This window comes from Streptomyces sp. NBC_01439, assembly GCF_036227605.1.
GTDB lineage: Bacteria > Actinomycetota > Actinomycetes > Streptomycetales > Streptomycetaceae > Streptomyces.
Window position 1 is genome coordinate 5545191 of the sequence record NZ_CP109487.1, and the last position, 23520, is coordinate 5568710.

Below are 23520 nucleotides of genomic sequence, written 5' to 3' on the forward strand. Positions count from 1 at the left end.
GGCGATGTCACCGGGGACCCCGCGACGGGGGTGCGCTGGTCACGGTCCGCGAGCTGATGCTTGCGCTTCGGGCGCGATCGCTCGGGCAGCGTGCGCCGAAAATGTCCTCAGGCATCGGCGGGGCCTCCGTCCGTGTAACGGGGATCGCCCTGCCAGTTGTAACCGACGACGGCCGCCGCGCGGTCGAGGGCAGTTCATCCTGCATTCGGCCGAAACGCTATGCCCTTCACGGAATATCAAGAATGAGTAGCTGATACTCAAATCACCTACGCGTGGGTCCACCCCCGGGGGTTCCGGAGAAACTGCAGCCCATCCACGGCCCGGTATTGCTGCCGTATCACCAGCCAAGCACATCGGGTTCGCGCTGCGGAGCTACGGCGTCAGCCCCTACAGCCGATATCGCGAGTGTGTCGACGCAGCCCACAGCAGACGTCCTTGCTACTGTCCACATCACCGAAATCGCCCGTAAGGGAATTATTCGCGCCTACCGGCGGCCGAGAGGAAAAAGACGGATTATGAATGACTTTTCCCGTCGCAAACTACTCAAGGCGACCGCGGTCGCCGGTGCCGGCGCGGTCGTCGCGCAAGGCGTCACGACGGCGGAGGCCCACGGTGCGAGCGCCGTGAGCGAGCCCCCCAAGCACACGAAGTGCCCGCCGGCGAAGCTGACCGGCCGCATCGTCCGCCCCGACAACGCCGGGTACACGGAAGCCCGCCTCGGATGGGACCAGCTCTTCTCCCACTACCCGCTGGTCATCGTCTTCGCCCAGAACGCCCAGGACGTGGTCAACGCCCTGACGTGGTCCCGGCAGAACGACGTCGCGGTACGGGTCCGGAGCGGCCGCCACAGCCTTGAGGGCTGGTCGAACGTCGACAACGGTCTCGTGATCGACATCAGCGAGCTGAAGTCGGTCCACATCGACAGCTCCGCCCGTATCGCGACGGTCGGCGCCGGACTCAGCCAGCTGGAAGCGGTGACCACGCTCGCGGAGCAGAATTTCGCGGTGACGACGGGGACCGAAGGCACCGTGGGCCTGTCCGGGGCGACACTCGGCGGCGGTTTCGGCTTCCTCACCCGCTGGCTCGGCATGGCCTGCGACAGCCTGATCGGTGCTGAGATCGTGGTTGCGGACGGCGACGAGTGCGCCAAGGTGGTCAAGGTCGACCTGCACCACAACCAGGACCTGCTCTGGGCGCTGCGCGGAGCCGGCAACGGCAACTTCGGGATCGTCACCTCACTCACCTACAAAGTGGCCCCGCTGAAGAGCGTCACGTACGTACAGGCCACTTGGAACGGAATCGGCGACCTGCGCAGGATCTTCGACACCTATCAGCGCACTGCGCCGTACATCGACGACCGCCTCGGCACCCAACTCGAAATCCATCGGAACCAGATTCTCCTGTTTGGGGTCCTCGCGGAAGGAACACCCGCGGAGGCGAAGAAGCTGCTGGAGCCGCTCCTGTCGATCGACAGCCCGCAAGTGGCGGTGCAGGTGGGGAACTGGGGTGACGTGTACGCCGGCTTCCAGATCCCGACCGCGGACGAACCCGCGAACTGGAAGTTCTACTCCCAGTTCACCAGAAAGCCCTTCCCGAGCAAGGCGATCGATGTGATCGTCTCGTTCATGCAGGACGCACCCACGGACGACAGCAACTTCTTCACGCAGGCGTTCGGCGGGGCGGTCAGGAAGAGCCCCCGTGGCGGCACTGCGTTCCCGCACCGCGACGCGCTCTTCTACTCCGAGCCCGGTGCCGGCTGGGGCACCCGCTCCGAAGAGCCGGGTGTCTGCGACCCGCTCACCCCGCAGGCCCAGGCCTGGATCGCCGAATTCAGCCTGGCCCTGCGTCCCTACGTGGACGGCGCCTACGTCAACGTGCCGAACGTGGGCATGCAGGACTGGGAGACCGCCTACTGGGGATCCAACTTCGACCGACTGCGCACGATCAAGGCGGAGTACGACCCGCACAACGTCTTCAAGTACGAGCAGAGCATTCCGCCCGCGTCCTGATGAACGAGCAGGGCCTGCGCCCCCTCCCCCGACCGGTGAGGGGGCGCAGCCGCGTCGACGGCCTCCGCCGGGTGGTGAACGGGTCCCGCACGGCTTGGACGGGCGGGCCCCGTTGCCTGATTTGTTGGCCAAGGCGTGCGGCTGGTCCGCAGCGGGGAGGGGCCGAGGGCCTGAGCGAGCGGCACAGTCTTCCAACGGCGGCAGCGGCATGCGCTTGGGAAGTTGCGCCAGTTCGTTGCCAGTTGGTGCACTGCCCACCAGTCGCAACCGCGATCGGATGAGCATTTCCGTGTACATGCCGATGAATGCAAGAGCATCGCCATATCGGCGCGGTTCACCTAAATCTCTGTATTTCCGACATTACTCTTTCACCGTTGATCAGCGACGTCGAAAGGAACGCCGTGCCCTCCATGCCCGAACATGGCCGTCAGTCGGCCGCGAAGTCCGCGCTCCCGCGCTCGAAGTCCCGCGCCGGCAGGCGCCTGGGACGGCTCCGGGCCGTCGTCGTGGCCGGTGCCCTGCTTGCCGGGCTGAGTCCGGTGGCGGCCGCTGCGCCGCAGGCCGCCGCCGGGCCGGAGAGCAAGGGCGATCCGACGCAGTACTGGAACAAGGTCCTGCTTCAGACGTTCCGCAATGCGCGGGGTTGGGACGCCTCGCCCGGCAAACTCTCCCGATCCGGAGCCATGGTCTTCGCGGCGATCTACAACGCCGAGAGCGCCTACCAGAACACGTACGGAACGATGAAGTACGAGCCGTACCTCAACCGGCCGCTCAAGTACGCCACCGACTCGTCGGAGCCGCGCGCGGACGAAGAAGAGCGGCTGATCGACCGCACGGCGTACCGTATGCTCTCCGAGCTGTACCCGGGCGACCGGGCCTTCATCGACGCCCGATACGAGGTCCGGACCGGCCGCTCCCCCCGCGCCCCCGACCCCCTCGACCGCCTCGTGGTCGACCGCGTGGTGAGGCAGATCAACAAGGCCCGGGCGGACGACGGTTCGCACAACCCGGAGCTCTACGACGGCGACACCACCACACCCGGAGCCTGGCGGCCGACGGGCGAAGAGGCGACGGCTGACGAAGGGGCCTGCCAGGAACCTGGCGACGCGGTGACCCCGAACTGGGGCAAGGTGAAGCCGTTCGTGCTCCGCTCCGGTTCGCAGTTCCGGCCTCCCAGCCTGCGCGGCTTCACTTCCTACGACGAGCTGGTGAACAGCCCGGAGTACGCGCGCCAGGTCGACGAGGTGCGACGCGTGGGTGCCGTCGACTCCACCGAGCGCACCCGCGAACAGACCGTCATCGGCTGGTTCTGGGACCACGACCTGAACGGCACCTACCACCCCCCGGGGCAGCTGCTCCAGCTGACCGGGACGGTCGCCAAGAAGTTCGAGCTCGACACGTACGAGACGACCCGCTTGTTCGCACTGTCGGCGCTGACCCTGGCGGACGCCGGGATCGCGGCCTGGGACAGCAAGTTCGACGGCCCAATCAACGAATGGCGTCCGGTGTCCGCGATCCAGGCGCTGGGCGGAGAGAACGCGAACTGGCAGCCCCTCAGCGCGGACCGGGCGGGAACGCCGTGGACCCCGTGCTTCATCGCCTGGACCTCCGGGCACGCCAACTTCACCGGTGCGTGGGCAGTCGCGATGCAGAACTTCTTCGGCCGTGACGAAGCCTCGTTCACCGCGCAGTCCGAGGACCCGCACACCCTCGAGCGGTTCCGCCGGATGAACAGCTTCAGCCAGGTTGCCGAGGAGGGCGAGTTCAGTCGAATGTGGCTGGGCGTGCACTTCCGCTGGGACGCCGAGGACGGGAGGGAGATCGGCACCAACGTTGGCGACTACGTGTTCGCCAACGCGCTCCAGCCGACGCGATCGGGCCGTCCGCATCAGCAGTGAACCGACGCCCTGGCCCGCGCCGACGGAGAGGCTGCTAGTACCAACGCCGTTCAGTCGAGGCGGGGCTGGGTGAGTCAAGGGTCGGTTGTGAACATGTTGATGGTGGCCTTGTAGGTGGTCCGGTCGATGGCGGGTCCAGGTGCGTTGTACTTGGAGATCGCTCGTTTGACGATGCGGTCTTTGGTGCGGACCCGCCTTCCGGCAGGAGCTGGGCCAGCATGCTGCGGCCGATGGCCCCGACCAGGTCGACGGCGGCGGCCGGCGGGCCGCCGCGGAGCCTCGGCGCGCCCTGCCCCTGGTGCCCTGAATGGCGGATGACCGAGACGGGCTGACAGGGCCGTCTCGGCCATCCGGTGAGCTGGGTGTCGACGATGTCGTCGATAGGCCTCTGAGCTGCAGCGATGGGCCGAGCGTTCCGAGAAGGGGAGCGGAGCGTTTTCGGCAGCTTCCGCGGTAAGCCTCTGACCTGGGCTTTTAGGGTTTCCGTCAAGCCCCACGAAGGCGGGGGCTTGTCGGAAACGTTGCCGGAAACCCCAGAGGGATCACCCGAGCCGCTTCGACAAGCGTGCAGGTCAGATGACGTGCGCCCGCCCGGGTGGAGCTGCCCCTCGCAAACACTTTCCCTGGCACACGCCTGGTAGCCGACTGACCGCTGACAGCCTAGCGGATCGTGCTGGGAGTGGTCGCACGGATTGCCGCAGGCGCGGCTCTGGGGCGAGGGCACGGTCGTGACCTGGGAGTTCCACCTTGATCGTTGCCGCTCGATCGGGTTGGCGCGCGCCTGCAACGCCGCTGTCTCCTCGGACGGCCGGCCGTCAGACCGCACCGTGGCTTCGTACGGGCGTCGGTCGACCCCTCTCAGGTAGACGCGGCTGCTCCGCTCGTCGATCTGCGCCACCGCGACCTCGAGCCAGTTCAGGTCGCCCCCGCAGGGGAGCGCACACCTGCCCCTCCCGGACCTTGGGAAGCGAATCCGGTTCCGGCAGTCCCGGGCGCGCGAGCGGCGTGGCCGGTGTCGCCTCGCCGGCCGCCGAGCGTCCGCCGTCCCTGCCGCTACCGCCGGACGCCCCGGAGCACCCGGCGGTGAGCGCGCCGAGCAGCACCGCCGCCACGGTGAGCGCCGGGGCGCGGCCCGCGCGCCGTGCGCGGATCACCGGGCCTCGCAACAAGCGCAAGAGCCCGCCAATCCCAAGTACCGCGTACCGAGCCTGTTTTTGAACGTGGAGATGCGGATCAGGTACCGGCCTCATCTGACCACCCTCCGGCTGGAGGGAGGGGCCGGATCGGCTCGTAGGCGCTGCCGCCCGGCAGCTTGGCCTTCTCTCCTGCCCGTCAGGCATACCGACAGCCTTGATCGGTGAGTGACTCCGATGGAGAACGCCGCCACTGCCCCGGCTCCCGCAAGGACCCTGCGCACAAGGCCACTTGGACAGGAAAAACGCAACTTCGACAGGGGTCGCAGAGGCAGCTACCTTCACCTGGTCTTCGGTGATCGCACACGGTCGCGCAGGGCTTCCTCCAGGCCGAGAGCCACCCGCGACGGGATGAATCGGTCACGCCCACGAACGCTCGCCCCATGCGTGAGCCGCCCACCGGGTCCGCACTGGACACCCCCAACCAGGAGAGACCATGCCCCATCTTGCTCTGTACACATTCGGCGTCCTGAAGTCACCCCTCGTCGATCCCACACCGCTCACGCACGAGTTCTACGACATGGGTGAGGCCGTCTACCGGAAGATCAGTCAGCACCCCGGGTACCTCGCCCGTGCGGAAGCGGCAGAAGGTGACCGGGGCCTGCTCTTCGAGGCGGACTGGGGTGCATGGGGAGAGTTCGCCGTACCGACCTGGTACGGCAAGGGCCGTACGGTGGAAACCACCGCCCTGGCCGCGACCCTCTCGCTCTGGACCGACCTGCGCTCCGCCTTCGACGCCATCTACACCGGTCTGCACCGCGAGGCGCTGAACAGGCGTTACGACTGGTTCGAGAGGGCGGGACACCCGAACTACGTGTGCTGGTGGGTCCCCGACGGCGTGATACCCACCTGGCAGGACGGGGTTTCCAAGCTGGAACACCTCCACGACCACCGCCCCGCGCCGCACGCCTTCACCTTCCACCACTCGTTCGCCCCGGAGGGAACTCCGACCAGGATCAAAGACATCGCGAGCAGCGAGTAGCGGGCAGGGCGACGTGGTACCGGCCGCGCCGACCGACACGCCACGACCCTCCAGGTCCAGCGCCTCGCGGCCAAGCCGTCCGGCGAGGACCGCGGCGCCGGGCCGGCCGCGCGGCCCGCCGAACGCGGCTTCGTCGGAGGCCCGCAGGACAAGAGCACCGGCCTCATCCACCTCGGAGCCCGCGAATGCGCCCCGCTGATGGTCGTTGACGTCACGGAGCGGGGATCCGACTGGTAAAGCCCTCCCGGAGTGCCGGAGCGCCATGTACAAATGCACCAACGGATCTTGCCGTTGGCAAGGCAGGAATGCTTATGGGGGGCGCGTCGGCCACGGCTCCTTACCGGAGGGTCTCGACGATGGCTTCCCCTGCCATTCGCAACGGCAGCCGTTTCTGAAACGGTGGAGAATTCGGTCGAAAGGCGGTAAATCGCATGTCGGTTGATCGGTTAGTTCGGCAGCACTTCATCACCATCGGGCTGCTTGTGTGGGCGTGCTTCACTACGGCCGCCGCCATGTGGGTTGGGCAGCCTTGGCTGAGCGCTGCCGTTGCCGTCGTGGGTGCTCCGTTTTTTGCGCTGGCCATCAACAGGACACGCCGACCGCGCACGTCGGCGAACGACGGCCGTGCGTTCATCGCGCCGCTCGCCACCGGACTGATAGCCCTGTTGTTGGCGTGGGCATGGGTGGGGCTCGGTGTCGCTGACTCTGAATTCGCGGAGGATCTCACCCTTGCAATGATCGGGTGGGGGACAGCTTTCTCCGTGGCCGGAATTCTCATGAAGACGGGCGGCACCGCCAGGCGTAAGGAAATGTCATAGCGGAGGCTGCGGGATGCGGAAGCATCGAAGTGCTTGCGCAGAAGGAGACTTCAACCTGGAATATGGGCAGGGTTGGCATGAGGGTGTTTGGTGCAATTGCTTTCGTGGAGATGGCGGGGCTTGGTGCCATGCTCCGCAACCCGGTTCTCGCCGCATTCTGATGCGGCCTCTGGGTGGAACGGCTGTGACGGTAGGACGGCAATGCCCCGCCAGGGGAAACCTGGCGGGAAGGATGAGCCCAGGAGGGGCGTAGTCGTGCCTGAGCGTCGGACCGTCCTGCGGCGGAAGTCCTTTGTCGTCATGTCGCTGTTCTTCACCACGTTGCTCGGGGCGTTTGCCCTGGTGGCTTGGGTGAGCATGGCGGAGAGCGGGCCCGACGAGGACGCGCTCAGTGTCATGGCCGCAATGCTGGGCGGGATAGCGTTCATCCGGAGGATCGCCGGATCGTGCATCGTGCTCGACGAGAAGGGGGTGTCCGTGGTGAATCCGGTGTTCACCCATGACGTTCCCTACCGATATGTGGTCAAGGTCGAATCCGACGACGGTGGAACCTTGACCGTCACCACGACGCAGGCCGTCGAAATCGGAGCCTTCGGATTTGCAGGCTCTCTCATCGACCACTTCGTCGGCTCCACGGACCGGGCTGTGGCTCAGATCAACGCCAGACGCTCGGAGCGGCGAGATCTGAGGGGAAAGTCTCCTGTTGTCCGGCGCTACACGCGAGCATGGGTGGCTGACATCTGCAGCGTGGCCATGCTCGTATGCATCTTTCTTGCCGTAACGATGGGTGGCTGACCGTGCCGGCGAGTGATTGTCCCGCTCGCCTTAGGTGCGCGTGATCGGCTGCCCGGCGCATGCCCCTATTCGGTCCGGGCTGCCCGTCCCCTAAATCGGCGGTGGTCGGCCCCTAAATCGGCGGTGGTCGGCGCCCTACCTGCCGGGGGAGAGTTTGGCGGAAAGTCGACGCTGGGCGTGATCATGGTGCGGTATAGGCTGCTCGTGCTGCGACGGGATGCAGGGGGGCTACCCGTGGAGCGCAATGCCGAGCCGGAGGACGGCGGAGGTTCGGCTCCTTCTTCGTACCGCCGGGACATCAAAGAAGCGAGCCGTTCCCTGCGCGAGGCGCTGCGTACAGACCTTCCCGCCGCTCATGCGGGCCTGGGGGTGACGGTCGTCGCCTTGATCGTTGCTGCTTCCTCTACGGCCTGGTTCGTTCTTGCGCTGGCAGTGATTCGCCTTGGCGGCGGCCGGGCCGACTGGATCTGAACGATACGAAAGAGGGGGACGCATGCGTGCTGCGGGAATGAGGGTCGGCGGGGCCACCGTGTTGGCGCTGATGCTGATGATGACGCCCGCGGCGAGTGCCTTCGCGACGCAGGCCGCGGATCCGCCCGCCCCGCTGTCCGACGGGGATGAACTGACCGCGCGTCCCGGTGAACGCCTCACGTTCAGGTCACCCCCGCACCTGCTGGGGTGGATCGGGGACTCGGTGACCTCCAAGATCTTCATCCGGCAAGCGACGCTGAAGATGCACCATCCGGTCATCACCGCCGAGGCCACCGTGGCGTGTGACACCCCGCCGGGCGTCTACCCGGTCGAGAGGGCGATGCCCAGGCCCGAAGGCGAGCCCGTAGATCCCGCTTTCTGGGTGACCGTCAAGGTAGTGGACATCGACGAGGCCGAACGTGCGGCCTGCCCCGGGAAGGTCGCTGCCCTTCCCCCGGAGCAGGTCGAGGAGCAGTATCCCGCTGATTCCGACTGGCCGCATTCGCCCTGGGACGTGAGGACGTTCCAGCCCGGTGAAAAGGTGACGCCGACGGAAACGCTGATGGGCAACGGCGAGCGCCTGACCTCGCGGGGCTTCACCGACCGGCCCGTCATGCGCGGGGCCAAGGCGACCGTGACGGGGACCGCGACGATCCGCTGCGATGCCGAGCCGGGTCTGTACGAGGTCCGCTGGGTGGGCAAGGACAAGGTCTGGGCCCGCTACCGGGTGGCCCCGATCGATGACGCGACCCGCGCCTCCTGTCGGGACGGCCGGTTGCACCTGGCCGAGGGGCGGACTCCCTGGCTGGTCGGCGGCGCGGCTCCCGTACTGGCCGCAGCGGGGGCCTACGTGCTGGCCCGGCGCCGGCGCCGCCCGGTCCGGCCCACTGACAGCGGGTCGTCACAGGACTGAGTCCGAGGCACCTCGGCGTCCGCGCCCCGAACCACAGGGAACCAAAGAAGCCATTGGATAGGATTTCCGGATGATCACACCTGCTGGCCTCGGCTCCATCGTGCTGCGGCTCGACCGGCCGGTCGGGGCGCAGCGGCTGCCCGCTCGCGGCGAGGCGCTGGTGCGGTTCGTGGACGCCGCGACGCAGGCCCCGTTCGCGGAGCGCCTCGCCCCCGATGTGCTCGACGCGGCCGAGCGCGAGCGCGCCGACCGGTTCGCGCGCCCCCAGGACCGAGGCTCCTACCTGGTCGCGCACGTGACGCTGAGACTGCTGCTCGGCGCCCTCCTCGACACCGCGCCGCGCGATCTGGTGATGACCCGCGACGCCTGCCCCGAGTGCGGCGGCCCGGACGGGCGGCCGGTCCTCGTGGGCGGCCGCGCCCATTTCTCCCTGTCGCACAGCCGCGATGCGGTCTACGTGGCCTGCGCGGCCACACCGGTCGGGGTGGACGTCGAGGCCCTGCCGGCGGCGCGGGTGGTCGCGCAGGGCGAGGAGTTCTTCCACCCCGACGAGAGCGCCGAACTCGCCGCGCTCCCCGAGGCCGGTCGCCCTGCGGCGTTCGCCCGCCTGTGGGCGCGCAAGGAGGCCCACCTCAAGGGCACCGGAGCAGGACTGGGGCACGAGGGCCACCTGAACTACCTGGGGACGGGCCCGGACGCCGGTTCCGTCCGCCCGCACTGGTCCCTCACCGACCTGCCGGCCCCCGCGGGCTACGCCGCCGCGCTCGCGCTGCGCGCTCCCTCGGTGCATTGGCGCTGAGGCTCGGATCTAGAACTCATGTACTGAGTGTTCGTCACCACTCCGTCTCTGGTAGTTGTTTCAGCGGGGTACGGGCGCAGGCCCGTAGCGGCGTCCCTTCGACGCCGCAGGGAGGACGCACATGAGCACCACCACTCGGGGCGAGAACCTCGCCGTCGAGCAGCGCGCCGTCGACCGCGCGTACGACTGCTACACCGCGCGACTCGCCGAGATGAGCGGAACGTCGGCTGCCACGGCCTCGGCGAGCGGCAAGGACGCGATCGCCAACCGGATCGAGGCGGAGGCGCGCGCCGCCTCGTACGGAGGACTCGGCGACGAGGCCCTGGTGTTCGCCCGGGTCGACGTGCCGGAGGAGCCCGGTACGGAACCCCGCCCCTGGTACGTCGGACGGCGGGTCGTGTGGGACGCCTCGAAGCAGCCGGTGGTCCTGCAGTGGACCAGCCCCCTGGCGAGGAAGTGGTTGGACGCCAGGCCCGAAAGTCCCGGTGAGGTGACGCTGCGGCGCCAACTGCGCTGCGTCCAGCGGATCGTGGAGGGCTATTTCGACGACATCGGCGCGCCGGCCGCCGCTCAGGCACCGGTACCGGCTCCCGCGACCGACCCCGTACCCGCGACCGACCCCGTACCCGCCGTCGATCCCGCGACCGATCCGCAGGTGCGGCCGTCCCCGACCCCCGGCGACATCGTCCGTCGGCAGCGCCGAAAGACCCTCCAGCCGGACGACTTCCTGCTGCGCGAGCTCCAGCGGTCGCGCAGCGGCCGCATGCGCGACATCGTCGAGACGATCCGGCGCGACCAGATGGAGCTGGTCACCGGTTCTCCCTCCGACATACTCGTCGTGCAGGGCGGCCCGGGCACCGGCAAGTCCGCGGTCGGTCTGCACCGCGTGACCTGGCTCGTCAACAACGACCACTTCAAGGCCCAGGACATCCTGGTGATCGGCCCCCACCAGCGGTTCCTCGACTACGTCGGCCAGGTCCTGCCCACCCTCGGCACCCGCGACGTCAACGCCGTCCAACTCAACCGCCTCTGGGACGGCGAGACGCTCGGCGCGGACTCCCCGCGGGCGCGGCTCGTGAAGTCCGACGAGCGCATGGCGGCCGTCCTGCGCCGCCGCGTGGAGAGCGACTACCACCCCGAAGCACTCGACGACCTCGTCGTCGCGCCCTCCTTCGAAGGCGACGAGCCCGCGATCGTCGTCCCCGCCGGCAGTACGACCCTGCGCGTACCGCGGTCCGAGGTCCTCGCCCTCCTCGACCAGGCACACGAGGGCGACAGCCCCCACCGGGAGCGCCGCGACCGCTTCCGCGGCCTGCTCGTCGACCGCCTCCTCCAGGAACTCTCCGACATCGCACCGCGGCGCGGGCAGGGCGGTACGATCCGCCGCGACCTGGAGCGCAACCGCCGGGTCGAGCGCCTCATCGAACGGGTCTGGCCGTCCCCGGGCGCGAGGGAGGCCCTGCGCACCCTCTACGACTCGCCCGACCTCCTGCACGCCTGCGCCGACGGGATCCTCGACGAGGGCGAGCAGGCGGCCCTGCTGCGGCCCCGTGCCGCCAGTGCCGACGCCGATCCCTGGACGCTCGACGACCACGTCTGCCTCGAAGAGCTCCGGGTCCTCATCACCGGGGAGACCCCGGGCCGCTACGGGCACATCGTCGCCGACGAGGCACAGGACCTCACGCCCATGCAGGCCCGTGCCCTGCGGCGGCGCTGCGCCGTGGGCGGTTCCATGACCGTCCTGGGTGACCTCGCGCAGGCGACGGGCCCCCACGTCCCGGCGAGCTGGGACCGCCTCGGCGCGGTCCTCTCCGACCACGGTGACTGGCGGGTGGCCGAGCTCCACACCAGCTATCGCGTGCCCGCCGAGATCATGGAGTTCGTCGCCCCCCTGGCCCAGGAGATCGCACCGACCCTGCCCTACCCGCAGGCCGTGCGCGAGGCGGGCGAAGACGCCGTACGGACGGTGGAGACCGAGCCGTGGAAGCTCCTCGACGACACCGTCGCCCACGTGGCGCGCCTCGTCGGCACCAGCGACGGGAACACCCTCCGCTCGGTGGCCGTCATCGTCCCCGACGACTCGGACTGGCTCGACGCGATCAGTCGCAGGGTCGACGGCGGCGGGGACATCGGCGCCCAACACCGTGCCGCGGTGTCCGTCCTGGCCGCCACCCAGGCCAAGGGCATGGAGTACGACCACGTCCTGGTCGTCGAGCCCGCCACCATCGCCGACCGCGGTCCCGCGGGCCTGCGACAGCTGTACGTGGCCCTGACCCGCAGCACCCAGAGCCTGACCGTCCTGCACACCAGCCCGCTGCCGGACGTACTGACGCGCCCCGGGGGCGGTTCCGCGGCGCCGGCCCCCGAGGCCACGGTCACGGTGCAGGCAGAGGCAGAGGCAGAGGCAGAGGCAGAGGCGGGGGCGCAGGCGCAGGCGGAGGCGTATGTGGACGCGGAGGAGGTAGCCGTGACCCGACTTCCCCGGATCGGGGCCGACGTGCGGGTCGAGGTCGTGGACCGGGCCCCGGGCGGCCGCTACAAGGTCAAGGCCCTCACCCCCGGCTTCGACCGGCCCCTGGTCCTCACCGTCCGCCACGGATCGGTCCCCCCGAAGCGGGGCGAGAAGCTGGACTGCTGGGTGTTCGCCAACGAGACCAACCAGACGGTCCTCACCTCCGACCAGCGGGGCCGGTCGCCCGTCTCGCCGAGGATGGCGGGCCGTTACATCGCGGCGCTGGACGTGCTCCGCGAGCTGACCGAGAACGACGGGGAGGTTCCCGACGCCCGCGGCAGGCTCTCCGAGCTGCAGGGGATGGCCAACCGGGTCCTGCGCAGGGACCAGGCCGACTGGGTCGACGTGCTCCACCTGTTCGGCTCCCCGGACCGGGACCGGCTGAGCGTTCTGCGCGACCTCACCGCGAGCACCAACCGTGCGCTCAAGGAGCGCACTTTGGACCCCGGCCGGCTCCGGGAACACCTGACGGCCTCGGGCTGGACGGACACCCTGGCCCGGGCGCGCCGGGCGCTCCAGGACCGCCTCGCCGCCGACACGGAACCGGCTCCGGTACCGGCCCCGGACCTCGACGACACCACGACCACCGAAGCCGCCGCCCCCGCCCCACCGCAGCTCGAGCAGAAGGACGTAGAGCAGATGACCCTCGCGGAAGACACGACCGCGCCGGCCTCGACCACGAAGGACGGCTTCCTGCGCGCGCTGGAAGCATCGGCCGGAGCCGACCGGACGTGCAAGAAGCACGAGGCGGTCCGCCACGCCCTGAAGTCGGACCTCCTCTGGGCCGACCTCCAGCCGACCGACTCGCCCCTCGTCGACGTCAGCTGCGTCACCGGCCGAGGACTCTTCCTCTACGAGGCGTTGGGCGCCGGCCGCTCGGCGTACGCGGACCTCCGCTCGGGCGCCACCCGCCTGCTGGAGATCAACCACACCCTGACCCCGCGTGCCGACGGCCTCTACCTGGTCCTCTCCGAACCCCCGGCCGAGGACTGGTCGGCGGACACCGTCCGCGACGTCTTCGGCGTCCACGTCATCTGGCGGAGCCCCGAGGGATGGGGCGGCACGGACACGGACATCGCGCTCGGGCAGCGCCCGCAGAGCTGACGAGGAGCCGACCGGGCCGTGCCCACGAGCTACAACCTGATCACCGTCGACGCCCTCGCCACCGAGACGACGGCCGCCGCACTGGCCCGGTGCTTCGGCGTGGCGGTCGGCGACGTCGACGTCGCCGAGGCCGCCGCCGACGCCGAACTGCGGAACTGGGCCGCCCCCGTCCTGTGCACGTACGAAGCGGTCTCCGGCGACCTGGCCCGGTCGCTGGACCTCTACGCCCAGGACCAGGTCGCCGATCAGCCGCCGGAGCCGGAGCTCGCCGCGAGGTTCGCGGGGGCCGCCGGGACGACCGTCCTGTTCCCCGCCGAGGAGGCGTGCCCGAGCGCCTACTGGGCGGCGACGCCGGAGGGCCTCGTCACCCGGGTCAGGCTCGAACTGTCCGACGACGAGCCCCCGCTGTACACGGTCGACAGCGCGGAGGCGCCCGTCCCGCAGCTGCCCCGGGCGGTCGTGGAGCGGTTCGCCGAGATCGTCCGGGAGCAGCGGCCGCCGGCCCCGGTGGCCGAGGCCCTCATGGCGTCGGCGGCCCGGCTGTGGCCCGACGACGGGCCCCACCCGTCCCTGGCGGGCGCCCTGACCGTGTGGGAACGGGTCGTCGTGCAGCTGGAATCCGGCTGGGCGCCCACGGGGTGGTATCCGGCCGACCTCTACCGCGAACGCCTCGAAGCCCGCGACGACCTCGCCCGCATCGGGGCCCGACTGCCGCCCGAGGTGCGCCGGCTGCTCGACGACGCGGTGGAGGGGCTGGACCTGCGGTTCGTCCGGGCTACGGAGGAGGACCCGTCGGGGAGCCTCATCGAGGAGCTGACGGGCCGGCCCCCGGGCCGGGACCCGTTCGGCCGGTGGTGGTACCGCCGCCCGACCCCCGTGCCCTGGGAACGGGCCTGACCCCTACGGTTCGGCGACGGCCTCCAGGGGGCTCAGGGCCGACGCGCGGCGGGCCGGGAGGGCGGCCGCCACCGCGCCCGTGGCGAGGGAGGTCAGGCAGACGAGGAGCAGCGTGCCCCAGGGGAGGGCCAGGGAGTAGTCCTTGAGTGCGCCGTTGGCCAGGGCGCCGACCGTCCAGGCTCCGAACAGGCCGGTCGCCAGGCCCAGCAGGGTCCCGAAGGCGGCCACGGCCAGCGATTCGACGCGGATCGTCCGGCGGATGCCGGCGCGGTCCATGCCGATGGCGCGCAGGACGCCGATCTCGCGGGTGCGGTCCGACACCGACATGGCCAGGGTGTTCATGATGCCGAGGGTGGCGATCACGCCGCCGATGGCGAGCAGGCCGTACGTCAGGGTCAGCAGGGTGCTGAGGGAACCGGCGGCCTCCTGGACCAGTTCCTGCCGGTCCTGGACGCGCAGCAGCGGGTTGTTGCCCGTGGCGGTGCGCAGGCGGTCCTTCACGGCGGCGTCGTCAGCGACGCCGTCCGTGCGGACGAGGACGCGCTGGACGGAGCTGGGGTCGAGGCTCTTCTCCTGGACCTCGGTGCGGGAGCCCAATGCGTCCCGGGCGGTGGGGTTGTCCTCGTAGACGCCGACGACCGTGTACGGGGTGAGGTGCTGGCCGGGGCCGCCGATCCGGGCGTCGATCCGGTCGCCGGCGCGCACCCCGTTCGCACGGGCGAGGGTGCTGGAGAGGGCGATGCGGCCCGGCCCGAGGTCCTTCAGGGAGCCGCTGACGAAGTCCAGCTCCATGACGGACGGTGCGGCGGCCGGGTCGACCCCGGAGATCTCGCGGACGCCACCGCCGAGGAAGAGGGTGGAGTCGGTGACGGCGGTCGCCGTCCGTACGCCGGGGGTGGCGGTCACCCGCTGGACGGCGGCCGGGTCGATGCCGGCCGACGAGGTGTGGGTGCTGATCACGTAGTCGGCGCTGAGGCCTGCCGCGGCCTGACGGTCGAGGGCCCGCCCGGTGGAGTGGCCGATGACGGCGAGCCCGGCGACCAGGGCCGTACTGACCATCAGGGCGGAGGCGGTGGCGGCGGTGCGCCGCGGGTCGCGCAGCGCGTTGCGGTGGGCGAGGTGGCCGGCGATCCCGAGGCGCCCGGTCAGCCGACCGCTCAGCCGGATCACGGGTACGGCGAGCAGCGGCGCCAGCACGATCACGGCGATGACGAGGAGGGCGCAGCCGGACATCGCGCTCCGCAGGTTCTCCTCGGAGGCGTCCTTCGCCCCGGCGAGCGACAACAGCAGGCCGGCGCCGAGGGCGAGCAGGAGGGTGCCGGCCGCGCCGCGGACCCGGGACGCGGTGGCGGTGGGCGGCTGTTCGGCCGCGCGCAGGGCCTCGACCGGTGCGATCCGGGCCGCCTTGCGGGACGGCAGCCATGCGGCGAGCACGGTGACGCCCACCCCGACGGCGAGCGCGGCCGCCACGGGCAGCGGGCCGATCACCAGGGGGCCGCGGGGCAGTGGCTCCCCGGTGGTGCTCAGGACCTCCGGCAGTACGGAGGCGATGGCGAGACCCAGCAAGAAGCCGAGGGCCGAGGCGGCGAGGCCGAGGAGTACTGCCTCCCACAGGAGGGAGCGCACGACCTGGCGGCGCGTGGCGCCGATCGCGCGCAGCAGGGCGATCTCACGGGTGCGCCGGGCGACGAGCATGGTGAAGGTGTTGACGATCAGGAACGACCCGATGAACAGGGCGACTCCGGCGAAGACCAGCGACAGCTTCTCGTTGCCGCGGGTGAGCGTGTCGACGAGGACGGCCTGCTGGGCGGCCTGCGCGGTGCCGGTGGTGGCTTCGGCCCGGCCGGCGGGGAGCCGGGCGGCGACCAGGCGGGCGAGTTCGGCGGGGTCGGTGCCCGGTACGGCGGACAGGTCGATCGAGGTGTAGCGGCCGGGGGAGGCGAACAGCTGTTGTGCGGTGGCCTTGTCGAACAGCACGAGGGTGCCGCCGGCCGTCACCCGGGTGTCACGGGTGGTGACGATGCCGACGAGCCGCTTCGTCATGGCCGGGCCGTCCGTGGCCAGGGTGATCCCGTCGCCGATGCGGAACCGGCCGGCGGCGGCGGTTCCGCTGTCCACGGCGATCTCTCCGCCGTCGCGCGGGGCGCGGCCCTCGGTCAGCGCGTGCCGGCCGTCCTTGCCGTCGGCGCCGGGGACGTAGGCGGCCGCCCGGTGCGCCCAGACCCTGCCGGTGCGCAGGGGATCGCCGTCCGAGGCGTTCAGGACGGCCAGGCCGTCCGCGGACGGCCGTACGGCGGCGACGCCGGGCAGGGCGGCCAGATCGCGGGCGAGCACGTCATCGAGCACGGTGGCGTGCTCGTCCCCGGCGGACCCGGCGGACCCGGCGGACCCGGCCGAGCCGGCGGATCCGGGTGTGCCGGGTGTGCCGGGCGGGGGGTCCTTCGGGGTCACCGTGACCGCGATGTCGGCGTAGTCCTTCGACACCGCGGCCCGGTGGGCCGCGGTGGAGGAGTCCGCGAAGACGAGGGAGCCGGAGACGAAGGCGACGCCGAGGGTGACGGCGAGCACCGTCATCAACAGTCGGGCCTTGTGCGCCAGAACGTTGCGCAGGGCTGTTTTCAGCATGGGTGATTGGCTTCCGGGCGGGTGCAGGGGTGGGGGTGGGTTGGGGAGCGAACGGGGGTGGGGGCGAGTCAGTTCGTGCGTGCGCGGGTGTCGAACTGCTTCATCCGGTCCAGCACCCGGTCCGGGGTGGGGCGCACCATCTCGTCGACCAGCCGGCCGTCGGCGAGGAAGACGACGCGGTCCGCGTAGGAGGCGGCGACCGGGTCGTGGGTCACCATGACCACGGTCTGGCCCAGTTCGCGCACGGAGTCGCGCAGGAAGCCGAGGACCTCGGCCCCGGCGCGGGAGTCGAGGTTTCCGGTGGGCTCGTCGCCGAAGACGATCGCGGGCCGGGTGGCCAGGGCCCGGGCCACCGCGACGCGCTGCTGCTGCCCACCGGAGAGCTGCCCGGGCCGGTGGTCCAGTCGCTGGGCGAGGCCGACCATGGACACCACGCGGTCCAGCCACTGCCGGTCGGGGCGGCGTCCGGCGATGGACAGCGGCAGGGTGATGTTCTCCCGAGCGGTCAGGGTGGGCAGCAGGTTGAACGCCTGGAAGATGAAGCCGATCCGGTCCCGTCGCAGCTCGGTGAGGTGCCGGTCGCCCAGGGTGCCCAACTCGGTGGTGCCGATGCGGACCGAGCCCGAGCTGACGGAGTCGAGTCCCGCGGCACAGTGCATGAGGGTGGATTTGCCGCAGCCGGAGGGGCCCATGATCGCGGTGAACTCGGCCTCCCGGAAGGAGACGCTGACCCGGTCCAGGGCCACCACGCGGGTGTCACCGTTGCCGTAGACCTTCGACAGGTCGGTGGTGGAGGCCGCGATGCCGGGCGTCGGGCGGGAGGAGAAGGGGTCGGCGGTCACGGGGACTCCACTTGGGGTGCGGTGGGAAAGGGGTGCACGCCGAAGGGTGTCGGGGGGACGTATCAGGGCCGGGGCCGCCGTGTATCGGCTTCCGCGCCGTTGTGCAGCAATCGTGCAGGGCGGTCCGGGCGGTCCGGGCGGTCCGGGCCGCCGGTCGGTCAGCGCGGGAGCCGCAGGGTGGCTACCGCGCCGCCGTCCGGGGCGTTGTCCAGACGCAGTTCGGCGCCGAGCACCCGGGCCTGGCCCAGGGCGATGGTCAGGCCGAGGCCGTGCCCCGCGCCCCGCTCCGTGGCGCCCGTACGGAACCGGCGCGGGCCGTCGAGCAGCAGGTCGGCTGGGAAGCCGGGGCCGTGGTCGCGGACGACGACGGTCCGGCCCTCGACGGTGACCCGCACCGGGGTCCGTCCGTGCCGGTGCGCGTTGATGACGAGGTTGCCGACGATCCGCTCCAGGCGCCGCGGGTCGGTCTCCACCACGCCCACGGAATCCACGACCGGTGCCTGCGGTGCCTGCGGTGCCTGCGGCGCCTCGGTGACGCTGACGTCCGTGTCGAGACCGGTACGGGCCACCGCCTCGGCGACCACCGCGGCGAGCGGCACCCGGGCGCGGACCGGCGCCTCCGCCCCCGCGTCGAGCCGGGAGATCTCCAGCAGGTCCTCGACCAGGCCGCGCAGGTCCCGTACGCGGGCCCGGAGCAGGTCCTCCGTCTCGCCGGCCGGCAGCAGGTCGGTGGCGGCCAGCAGGCCGCCGACCGGGGTGCGCAGCTCGTGGGCCACGTCCGCCGTGAACTGCCGCTCGGTGCGCAGCCGTCGGCCGAGGCTGTCGGCCATGAGGTCGACGGTGGCGGCGATGTCGGTCACCTCGTCGCGGCCCCGGGCCCGACCCAGGGCGGGGCCGGTGCGGGCGTCGAGGTCCCCGGCGGAGATCCGGGCCGCGGTCTCGGCGACCCGGCGCAGTCGGCGGGCGACCAGCCCGGCCCCGTAGACCGCCAGGGGCAGTGCCGCGGCGAGCGAGAGGAGGGAGGCCACCGCCATGCTCGCGTCGAGGCGCCGCAGGTCGTGGAGTTGCGGGCTCATGTTGATCCGTACGGCGAGCACCGGGCTGCCCGGGCCGCCGACCCGCTGGGCGCCCCAGACGCTCGGTCCGAGGTTCCCCTCCACGCGCCCGTCGTGGGCCACCCGCCGTTCGTCGTCGGTCGGGTGGCGCAGGGCGGTGGGCAGTTCGGCGGGATCGAGCTCCGCGCCACCCGCCAGCGTTCCGGTGCGCCGGTAGACGTCCATGGAGGAGTACACGGTGTTGGTGGCTTCCATCTCGGCCCGGTCGCGGACGTCGATGGCGGTCCACACGTGGACGAGGGCGCCCACCGCCAGGGCGACCAGGCCCGCCGTGGCCGCCGCCAGTGCGGCGATCTTCCAGCGCAGGGGCACGCGGGCCGGCCACCACGGCCGGCGCAGGTGGTGCACCGGCCTCAACGCCTGAGCTTGTAGCCGAAGCCGCGGACTGTCTCGATCCGCTCCCGGCCCAGTTTCTTGCGCAGCCGCTGCACGGCCAGGTCCACGACACGGCTGTCGCCGTCCCAGCCGTACTCCCAGACGTTGCGCAGCAGGGTGTGCCGTTCCAGCACGATGCCCGGGTGGGCGGCGAACTCCAGAAGCAGCTTCAGTTCGGTGGGGGTGAGCGCCACGGGGCGTCCGGAGCGGAACACCTCCAGCCCGCCGGTGTCGACGGTCAGGTCCCCGAAGGTCAGGACGTCCTCCTGGCCGGCGGCCGGCCCGCCGTCGGGGGCGGGCGCGTAGGCCGCCCTCCGGAGCAGCGAGCGGATGCGTGCCACGAGGACGTAGGTGTCCACGGGCTTGACCACGTAGTCGTCGGCCCCGGCTTCCAGACCGGCGACGACATCGAGGCCGTCGCCCCGGGCGGACATCATCAGCACCGGTACCAGGCTGGTCTCGCGGACCCGGCGGCACAGCCCGATCCCGTCCAGGCCGGGCAGCATCACGTCCAGGATCAGCAGGTCGAAGCCGTCGCCGTCGCGGAAGGACTCCAGCCCGGTCAGTCCGTCGGCGGCGGCCGTCACCCGGTAGCCGTAGCGTTCGAGGGCGACGGTGAAGGACCGGCGCATCAGCTCGTCGTCCTCGACCAGCAGCACGCGGACCGGAGGCAGAGATTCCGGCGCCGGGGCGGGTGAGGGCACGGGCGGGACTCCTGTTCGTACGGGCCGGGCGAAGCGCCGCTCCGGCGTGCACCCACACGCCGCCGACGACCCGGAAGGAACGATACGGGAGGCGCCGGACGCGGCGACCGCCGTCGCGGCCGGGTGCGCGGTCCGATCGATGGTCGAGCGCTCACCGATACACGGCGGATACAAAAGGCCGGAATCGGCTTGAACCAAGTGGGGTGCTGGCGGAAAACGGCCTGTACGAGAGGGTGCCCCGGCCGGGCCGCTGCATAGTCTGACCATCGGTCAATCAGGATCCGCAGCGGGGTCCACGGAGCGAGGAGAACACTGATGGTCGGGTCGCGTGTCCTGTCCTTCGGGCACTATCAGCCGTCAAGGGTCTTGACCAATGCCGATCTCGAGCAAATGGTCGACACCAACGACGCGTGGATCCAGAGCCGGGTCGGGATCAAAACGCGTCGCGTGGCGGCCGAGGACGAGTCGGTTTCGGACATGGCCACGAAGGCCGCCGAGCACGCTTTGGCCAACGCCGGACTCACCGGCGGCGACATCGACGTCGTCATCGTGGCCACCTGCACGGCGCTCGACCGCTCGCCCAACACGGCCGCCCGGGTGGCCGCCGCGGTCGGGGCGCAGGCTCCCGCCGCCATCGACGTGAACACGGCCTGCTCCGGATTCCCGCACGCCCTGGCGCTGGCCGACCAGAGCATACGGACGGGTTCCGCCACGAAGGCCCTGGTCATAGGCGTGGAGAAGCTCACCGACTTCGTCGACTGGACCGACCGCACCACCTGCGTGCTCGTCGCCGACGGTGCGGGTGCGGCCGTCGTCGTGGCCTCCGAAGAGCCGGAGATCAGCCCGGTCGTGTGGGGGTCCGTACCCGAGATGGGCCGGGCCGTGCGCATCGAGGCGCCGTCCCACACCTTCGCCCAGGAGGGGCAGTCGGTCTACCGATGGGCCACCACGACGCTCCCGGAGGTCGCCCTCCAGGTCTGCGAGCGGGCGGGCGTGAAGCCCGAGGAACTCGGCGGTGTCGTCCTGCACCAGGCCAACCTGCGGATCATCGAGCCCCTGGCGCGCAAGATCGGTGCGGTCAACGCCGTCATCGCCAAGGACGTCGTCGAGTCGGGCAACACCTCGGCCGCGAGCATCCCGCTGGCGCTGTCCAAGCTCATCGAGCGGGGTGAGATCGAGAAGGGATCGCCCGTGCTGCTCTTCGCGTTCGGCGGGGGCCTGTCCTACGCCGGCCAGATCATCAACTGCCCGTGACGGGCGCCGAGGGATCGACGACGATGACGTCCTCGCACGTGCCGTGGTGGCCGCTGCTGCGGTTGCGGGAGGAGGTGACCGCGCCCCGGGCGCGGCTGCTGGTGTTCCCGCATTCCGGGGCCGGCCCCAACACCCTGTTCCCCCTGGTCAAGTCGCTGCCGGACCACGTGGAAGTGCTCGGGCTCTCGCTGCCCGGGCGGGAGCGCCGGTTCGGCGAGCCGCCCGGCTGCCGGCTCGACCAGGTCCTGGACTCCGTCTCCGACGAGGTGCTCGGCCGTGACCCGCTGCCCACGGTGGTCTTCGGGCACAGCCTCGGCGCGCTCCTGGCCGCCCGTGCCGCGCGCCTGCTCGGCCCGCACTGCCGGGCCGCCGTGGTCAGCGGGCAGGCCCCCGGCCGGACCCCGCGCCGGGCCCACGCCACCGCCACCGATGAGGACGCCGTCCGGCTCCTGCGGGACGGCGGCGGCACCCCGGAGTGGGTGCTGCACGATCCGGACATGCTGGCGCACGTGACGCGCGTGCTGCGGGCGGACATCGCACTCGGCCGGGAGGCTGCGGCGGGGTTCGAGGACGTACGGCTCGCCGTGCCCCTGCACGTGTTGGGCGGCACGGCGGACCCGCTGGTCCCGCACGAGCCGCTGGACGGCTGGGCCGCCCACACAACCGGAGCGTGCCAGGTGCTCCGGTTCGACGGCGACCACTTCTTCCTGCTGACCGACGAGCACCGCCCCACGGTGGTGGACGTGCTGCGCCGGGCACTCGCGGAAGGCTGACGCGGCGCGCCGAAGGGTCGGAGGGCCGGGGCCGAAGGGCCGGAGTCACGTGGCGCGTGGTTCCGGCCCGGGGTCGGTCCGTCCCCGGCCCGTGGCAGGTCACGGCCGGATGATGCGGACCTGGTAGCTGCCGTTGCGGAGTTCACCCACCACAGACACGCTGATGCCCGCCTTCTCGTCGGTGAAGGTCTCGCCGGGCCGGAACGGCGCGTCCGAGAGCTCCGCGTGCACGTTGGGCCGCCGGGTGCAGCCGCCGCTCGTGCTGGCACTGTCCGACACGGTGATCGGGCCGTGCCCGGTGTCCACGTCGGAGTCCACCTTGTAGATGAGGACGCCCGGTTTGCAGACGGCCTCGTCGTTCCCGGCCAGGGTCCGCACCTCCACCGCGTACCCGGCGGTCTCCGACAGCGGGACGAAGGCCAGCTTGGTGCCGCCCCGTATGCCCAGCGGGGACAGGGTGTGGTCGCTGGTGCCCGACTTGGCCGCGCAGCTGATCTGCTTGCTGTCCAGCCAGCCCAGCTTCCACTTGTGCCAGCCCATCAGGTCGTTGTTGGCACCCCAGTCCTCGCTCATGATGTCCCAGTGCCCGACCGTGTTCCCGCCGTCCGAGGTGTAGAGGTCGGGCAGCCCGAAGACGTGCCCGTTCTCGTGGGGGAGCACCCGGTAGCCGGTCTCCTGGTAGGTGCCGGAGCCGTCGTCCTGCCGGCTGTAGACGAAGGACGTGTTGGCCAGCGGCACCCCGTCGGCGACCGGAGCCTCGCCGTTGCCCGAGAAGGTCACCGACAGGACGGTGTCCAGGGCGGACGGCCCGGCGTTCGGCGTGACCAGGACGTTGATCAGGTCGTACCGGGCGAAGTCCACCTCGGGATCGGCGGCCTTCGCTATGTGCTCGACGAGCTGCCGGTAGCCCGGCTCGTACGCGGACCCGCGTTCGATCCCGTACGCCGCGAAGGGCATCGGCATCCGTAGCCAGCCCTTTATCGGCGCCTCGGCCCGGTAGACCAGCCGGCCGTAGGAGCTGGTGCGGAACCATTCGGCCGTTTGGGGGAAGAACTCCGCCATCCGGTCCGCCGCCGTGCCCTCGCCCTTGGCATCAGGGAAGTCGATCATCAGGTTCAGGGCCCGGATCTCGCCGGTCGAGCGCGAGTACCCGGGCGGAGTCGGCATGCCCTCGGACATCTGCACACCCATGGTGCCCGCGATCCGGCAGGGCGCGAGAGCCGATTCGACGGTCGTGGCCACCGCTCCGGCCGCCGAGTTGCCGCGGCTGGATATGCCCGTGCTGGCCGTCGCCGTGACGCCGAAGGCCAGCGCGGTCAGGCCGATGTACGCGCTGGTGCGGCGTGGTCTGCGTATCCGGTGGCGGGTCTGCGGCATGGAGATCGCCTTCGGGTCCGCGGCAGCCGGCCCTGCCCGGTCTGCGCCCTGTTCGATCACCCTC

At 71.1% G+C, this 23520-nt stretch carries 17 protein-coding genes; 12 read left to right on the top strand and 5 right to left on the bottom strand.

What is annotated here, in order from left to right:
* Positions 1-515 precede the first annotated feature (515 nt).
* The 10 genes from OG207_RS25080 (at position 516) to OG207_RS25125 (ending at position 14391) form a co-directional block, all read left to right on the top strand.
* Positions 516-2009, top strand: coding sequence for an FAD-binding oxidoreductase (locus OG207_RS25080; RefSeq protein WP_329101037.1), 1494 nt, complete (start codon positions 516-518; stop codon positions 2007-2009).
* Between the two features lie 410 nt (positions 2010-2419).
* Entirely contained in the window at positions 2420-3907 is a 1488-nt protein-coding gene (locus OG207_RS25085) for a vanadium-dependent haloperoxidase (RefSeq protein ID WP_329101039.1), read from the top strand.
* A 1629-nt stretch (positions 3908-5536) separates the two neighbouring features.
* Positions 5537-6082, top strand: coding sequence for a DUF3291 domain-containing protein (locus OG207_RS25090; RefSeq protein WP_329101041.1), 546 nt, complete (start codon positions 5537-5539; stop codon positions 6080-6082).
* A gap of 431 nt (positions 6083-6513) precedes the next feature.
* Positions 6514-6900 (top strand): hypothetical protein, encoded by a 387-nt coding sequence (locus tag OG207_RS25095; RefSeq protein WP_329101043.1) that lies wholly within the window; start codon positions 6514-6516, stop codon positions 6898-6900.
* Between the two features lie 255 nt (positions 6901-7155).
* Positions 7156-7695, top strand: coding sequence for a hypothetical protein (locus OG207_RS25100; RefSeq protein ID WP_329101045.1), 540 nt, complete (start codon positions 7156-7158; stop codon positions 7693-7695).
* A gap of 234 nt (positions 7696-7929) precedes the next feature.
* Positions 7930-8166 carry a hypothetical protein gene (locus OG207_RS25105; protein ID WP_329101048.1) on the top strand — a complete coding sequence of 79 codons (237 nt, stop codon included), beginning with the start codon at positions 7930-7932 and terminating at the stop codon, positions 8164-8166.
* 22 nt (positions 8167-8188) lie between these two features.
* On the top strand, positions 8189-9079 hold the full coding sequence (locus OG207_RS25110; RefSeq protein ID WP_329101050.1) for a hypothetical protein: 891 nt from the start codon (positions 8189-8191) through the stop codon (positions 9077-9079).
* 70 nt (positions 9080-9149) lie between these two features.
* A complete protein-coding gene (locus OG207_RS25115) occupies positions 9150-9878 on the top strand; it encodes a 4'-phosphopantetheinyl transferase family protein (protein WP_329101052.1) in 729 nt (242 codons plus the stop codon).
* Between the two features lie 121 nt (positions 9879-9999).
* Positions 10000-13494: a HelD family protein gene (locus OG207_RS25120; protein WP_329101054.1), complete on the top strand. Its 3495-nt coding sequence runs from the start codon at positions 10000-10002 to the stop codon at positions 13492-13494.
* An 18-nt stretch (positions 13495-13512) separates the two neighbouring features.
* Positions 13513-14391: a hypothetical protein gene (locus OG207_RS25125; protein ID WP_329101056.1), complete on the top strand. Its 879-nt coding sequence runs from the start codon at positions 13513-13515 to the stop codon at positions 14389-14391.
* A 3-nt stretch (positions 14392-14394) separates the two neighbouring features.
* Here the strand turns inward: OG207_RS25125 and OG207_RS25130 are convergent, their stop codons facing one another.
* The 4 genes from OG207_RS25130 to cseB all read right to left on the bottom strand — a co-directional run bounded on the left by OG207_RS25130 (position 14395) and on the right by cseB (position 20052).
* A complete protein-coding gene (locus OG207_RS25130; RefSeq protein ID WP_329101058.1) occupies positions 14395-17016 on the bottom strand; it encodes an ABC transporter permease in 2622 nt (873 codons plus the stop codon).
* 68 nt (positions 17017-17084) lie between these two features.
* Positions 17085-17858 (bottom strand): ABC transporter ATP-binding protein, encoded by a 774-nt coding sequence (locus OG207_RS25135; RefSeq protein ID WP_329101060.1) that lies wholly within the window; start codon positions 17856-17858, stop codon positions 17085-17087.
* A 158-nt stretch (positions 17859-18016) separates the two neighbouring features.
* Positions 18017-19330, bottom strand: a complete 1314-nt coding sequence (locus tag OG207_RS25140) for a sensor histidine kinase (protein ID WP_329101061.1) — start codon at positions 19328-19330, stop codon at positions 18017-18019.
* A complete protein-coding gene (cseB, locus tag OG207_RS25145) occupies positions 19327-20052 on the bottom strand; it encodes a two-component system response regulator CseB (protein WP_329101063.1) in 726 nt (241 codons plus the stop codon). The genes OG207_RS25140 and cseB overlap by 4 nt, the downstream gene beginning before the upstream one ends.
* Positions 20053-20367: 315 nt before the next feature.
* On the opposite strand from cseB, the gene OG207_RS25150 reads away from it, so the two are divergent.
* Positions 20368-21306 carry a beta-ketoacyl-ACP synthase III gene (locus OG207_RS25150; protein ID WP_329101065.1) on the top strand — a complete coding sequence of 313 codons (939 nt, stop codon included), beginning with the start codon at positions 20368-20370 and terminating at the stop codon, positions 21304-21306.
* A gap of 23 nt (positions 21307-21329) precedes the next feature.
* Positions 21330-22079: a thioesterase II family protein gene (locus tag OG207_RS25155; RefSeq protein WP_329101067.1), complete on the top strand. Its 750-nt coding sequence runs from the start codon at positions 21330-21332 to the stop codon at positions 22077-22079.
* A gap of 99 nt (positions 22080-22178) precedes the next feature.
* On the opposite strand, the gene OG207_RS25160 is transcribed toward OG207_RS25155, so the two are convergent.
* On the bottom strand, positions 22179-23456 hold the full coding sequence (locus OG207_RS25160; protein WP_329101069.1) for a M6 family metalloprotease domain-containing protein: 1278 nt from the start codon (positions 23454-23456) through the stop codon (positions 22179-22181).
* Positions 23457-23520 lie beyond the last annotated feature (64 nt).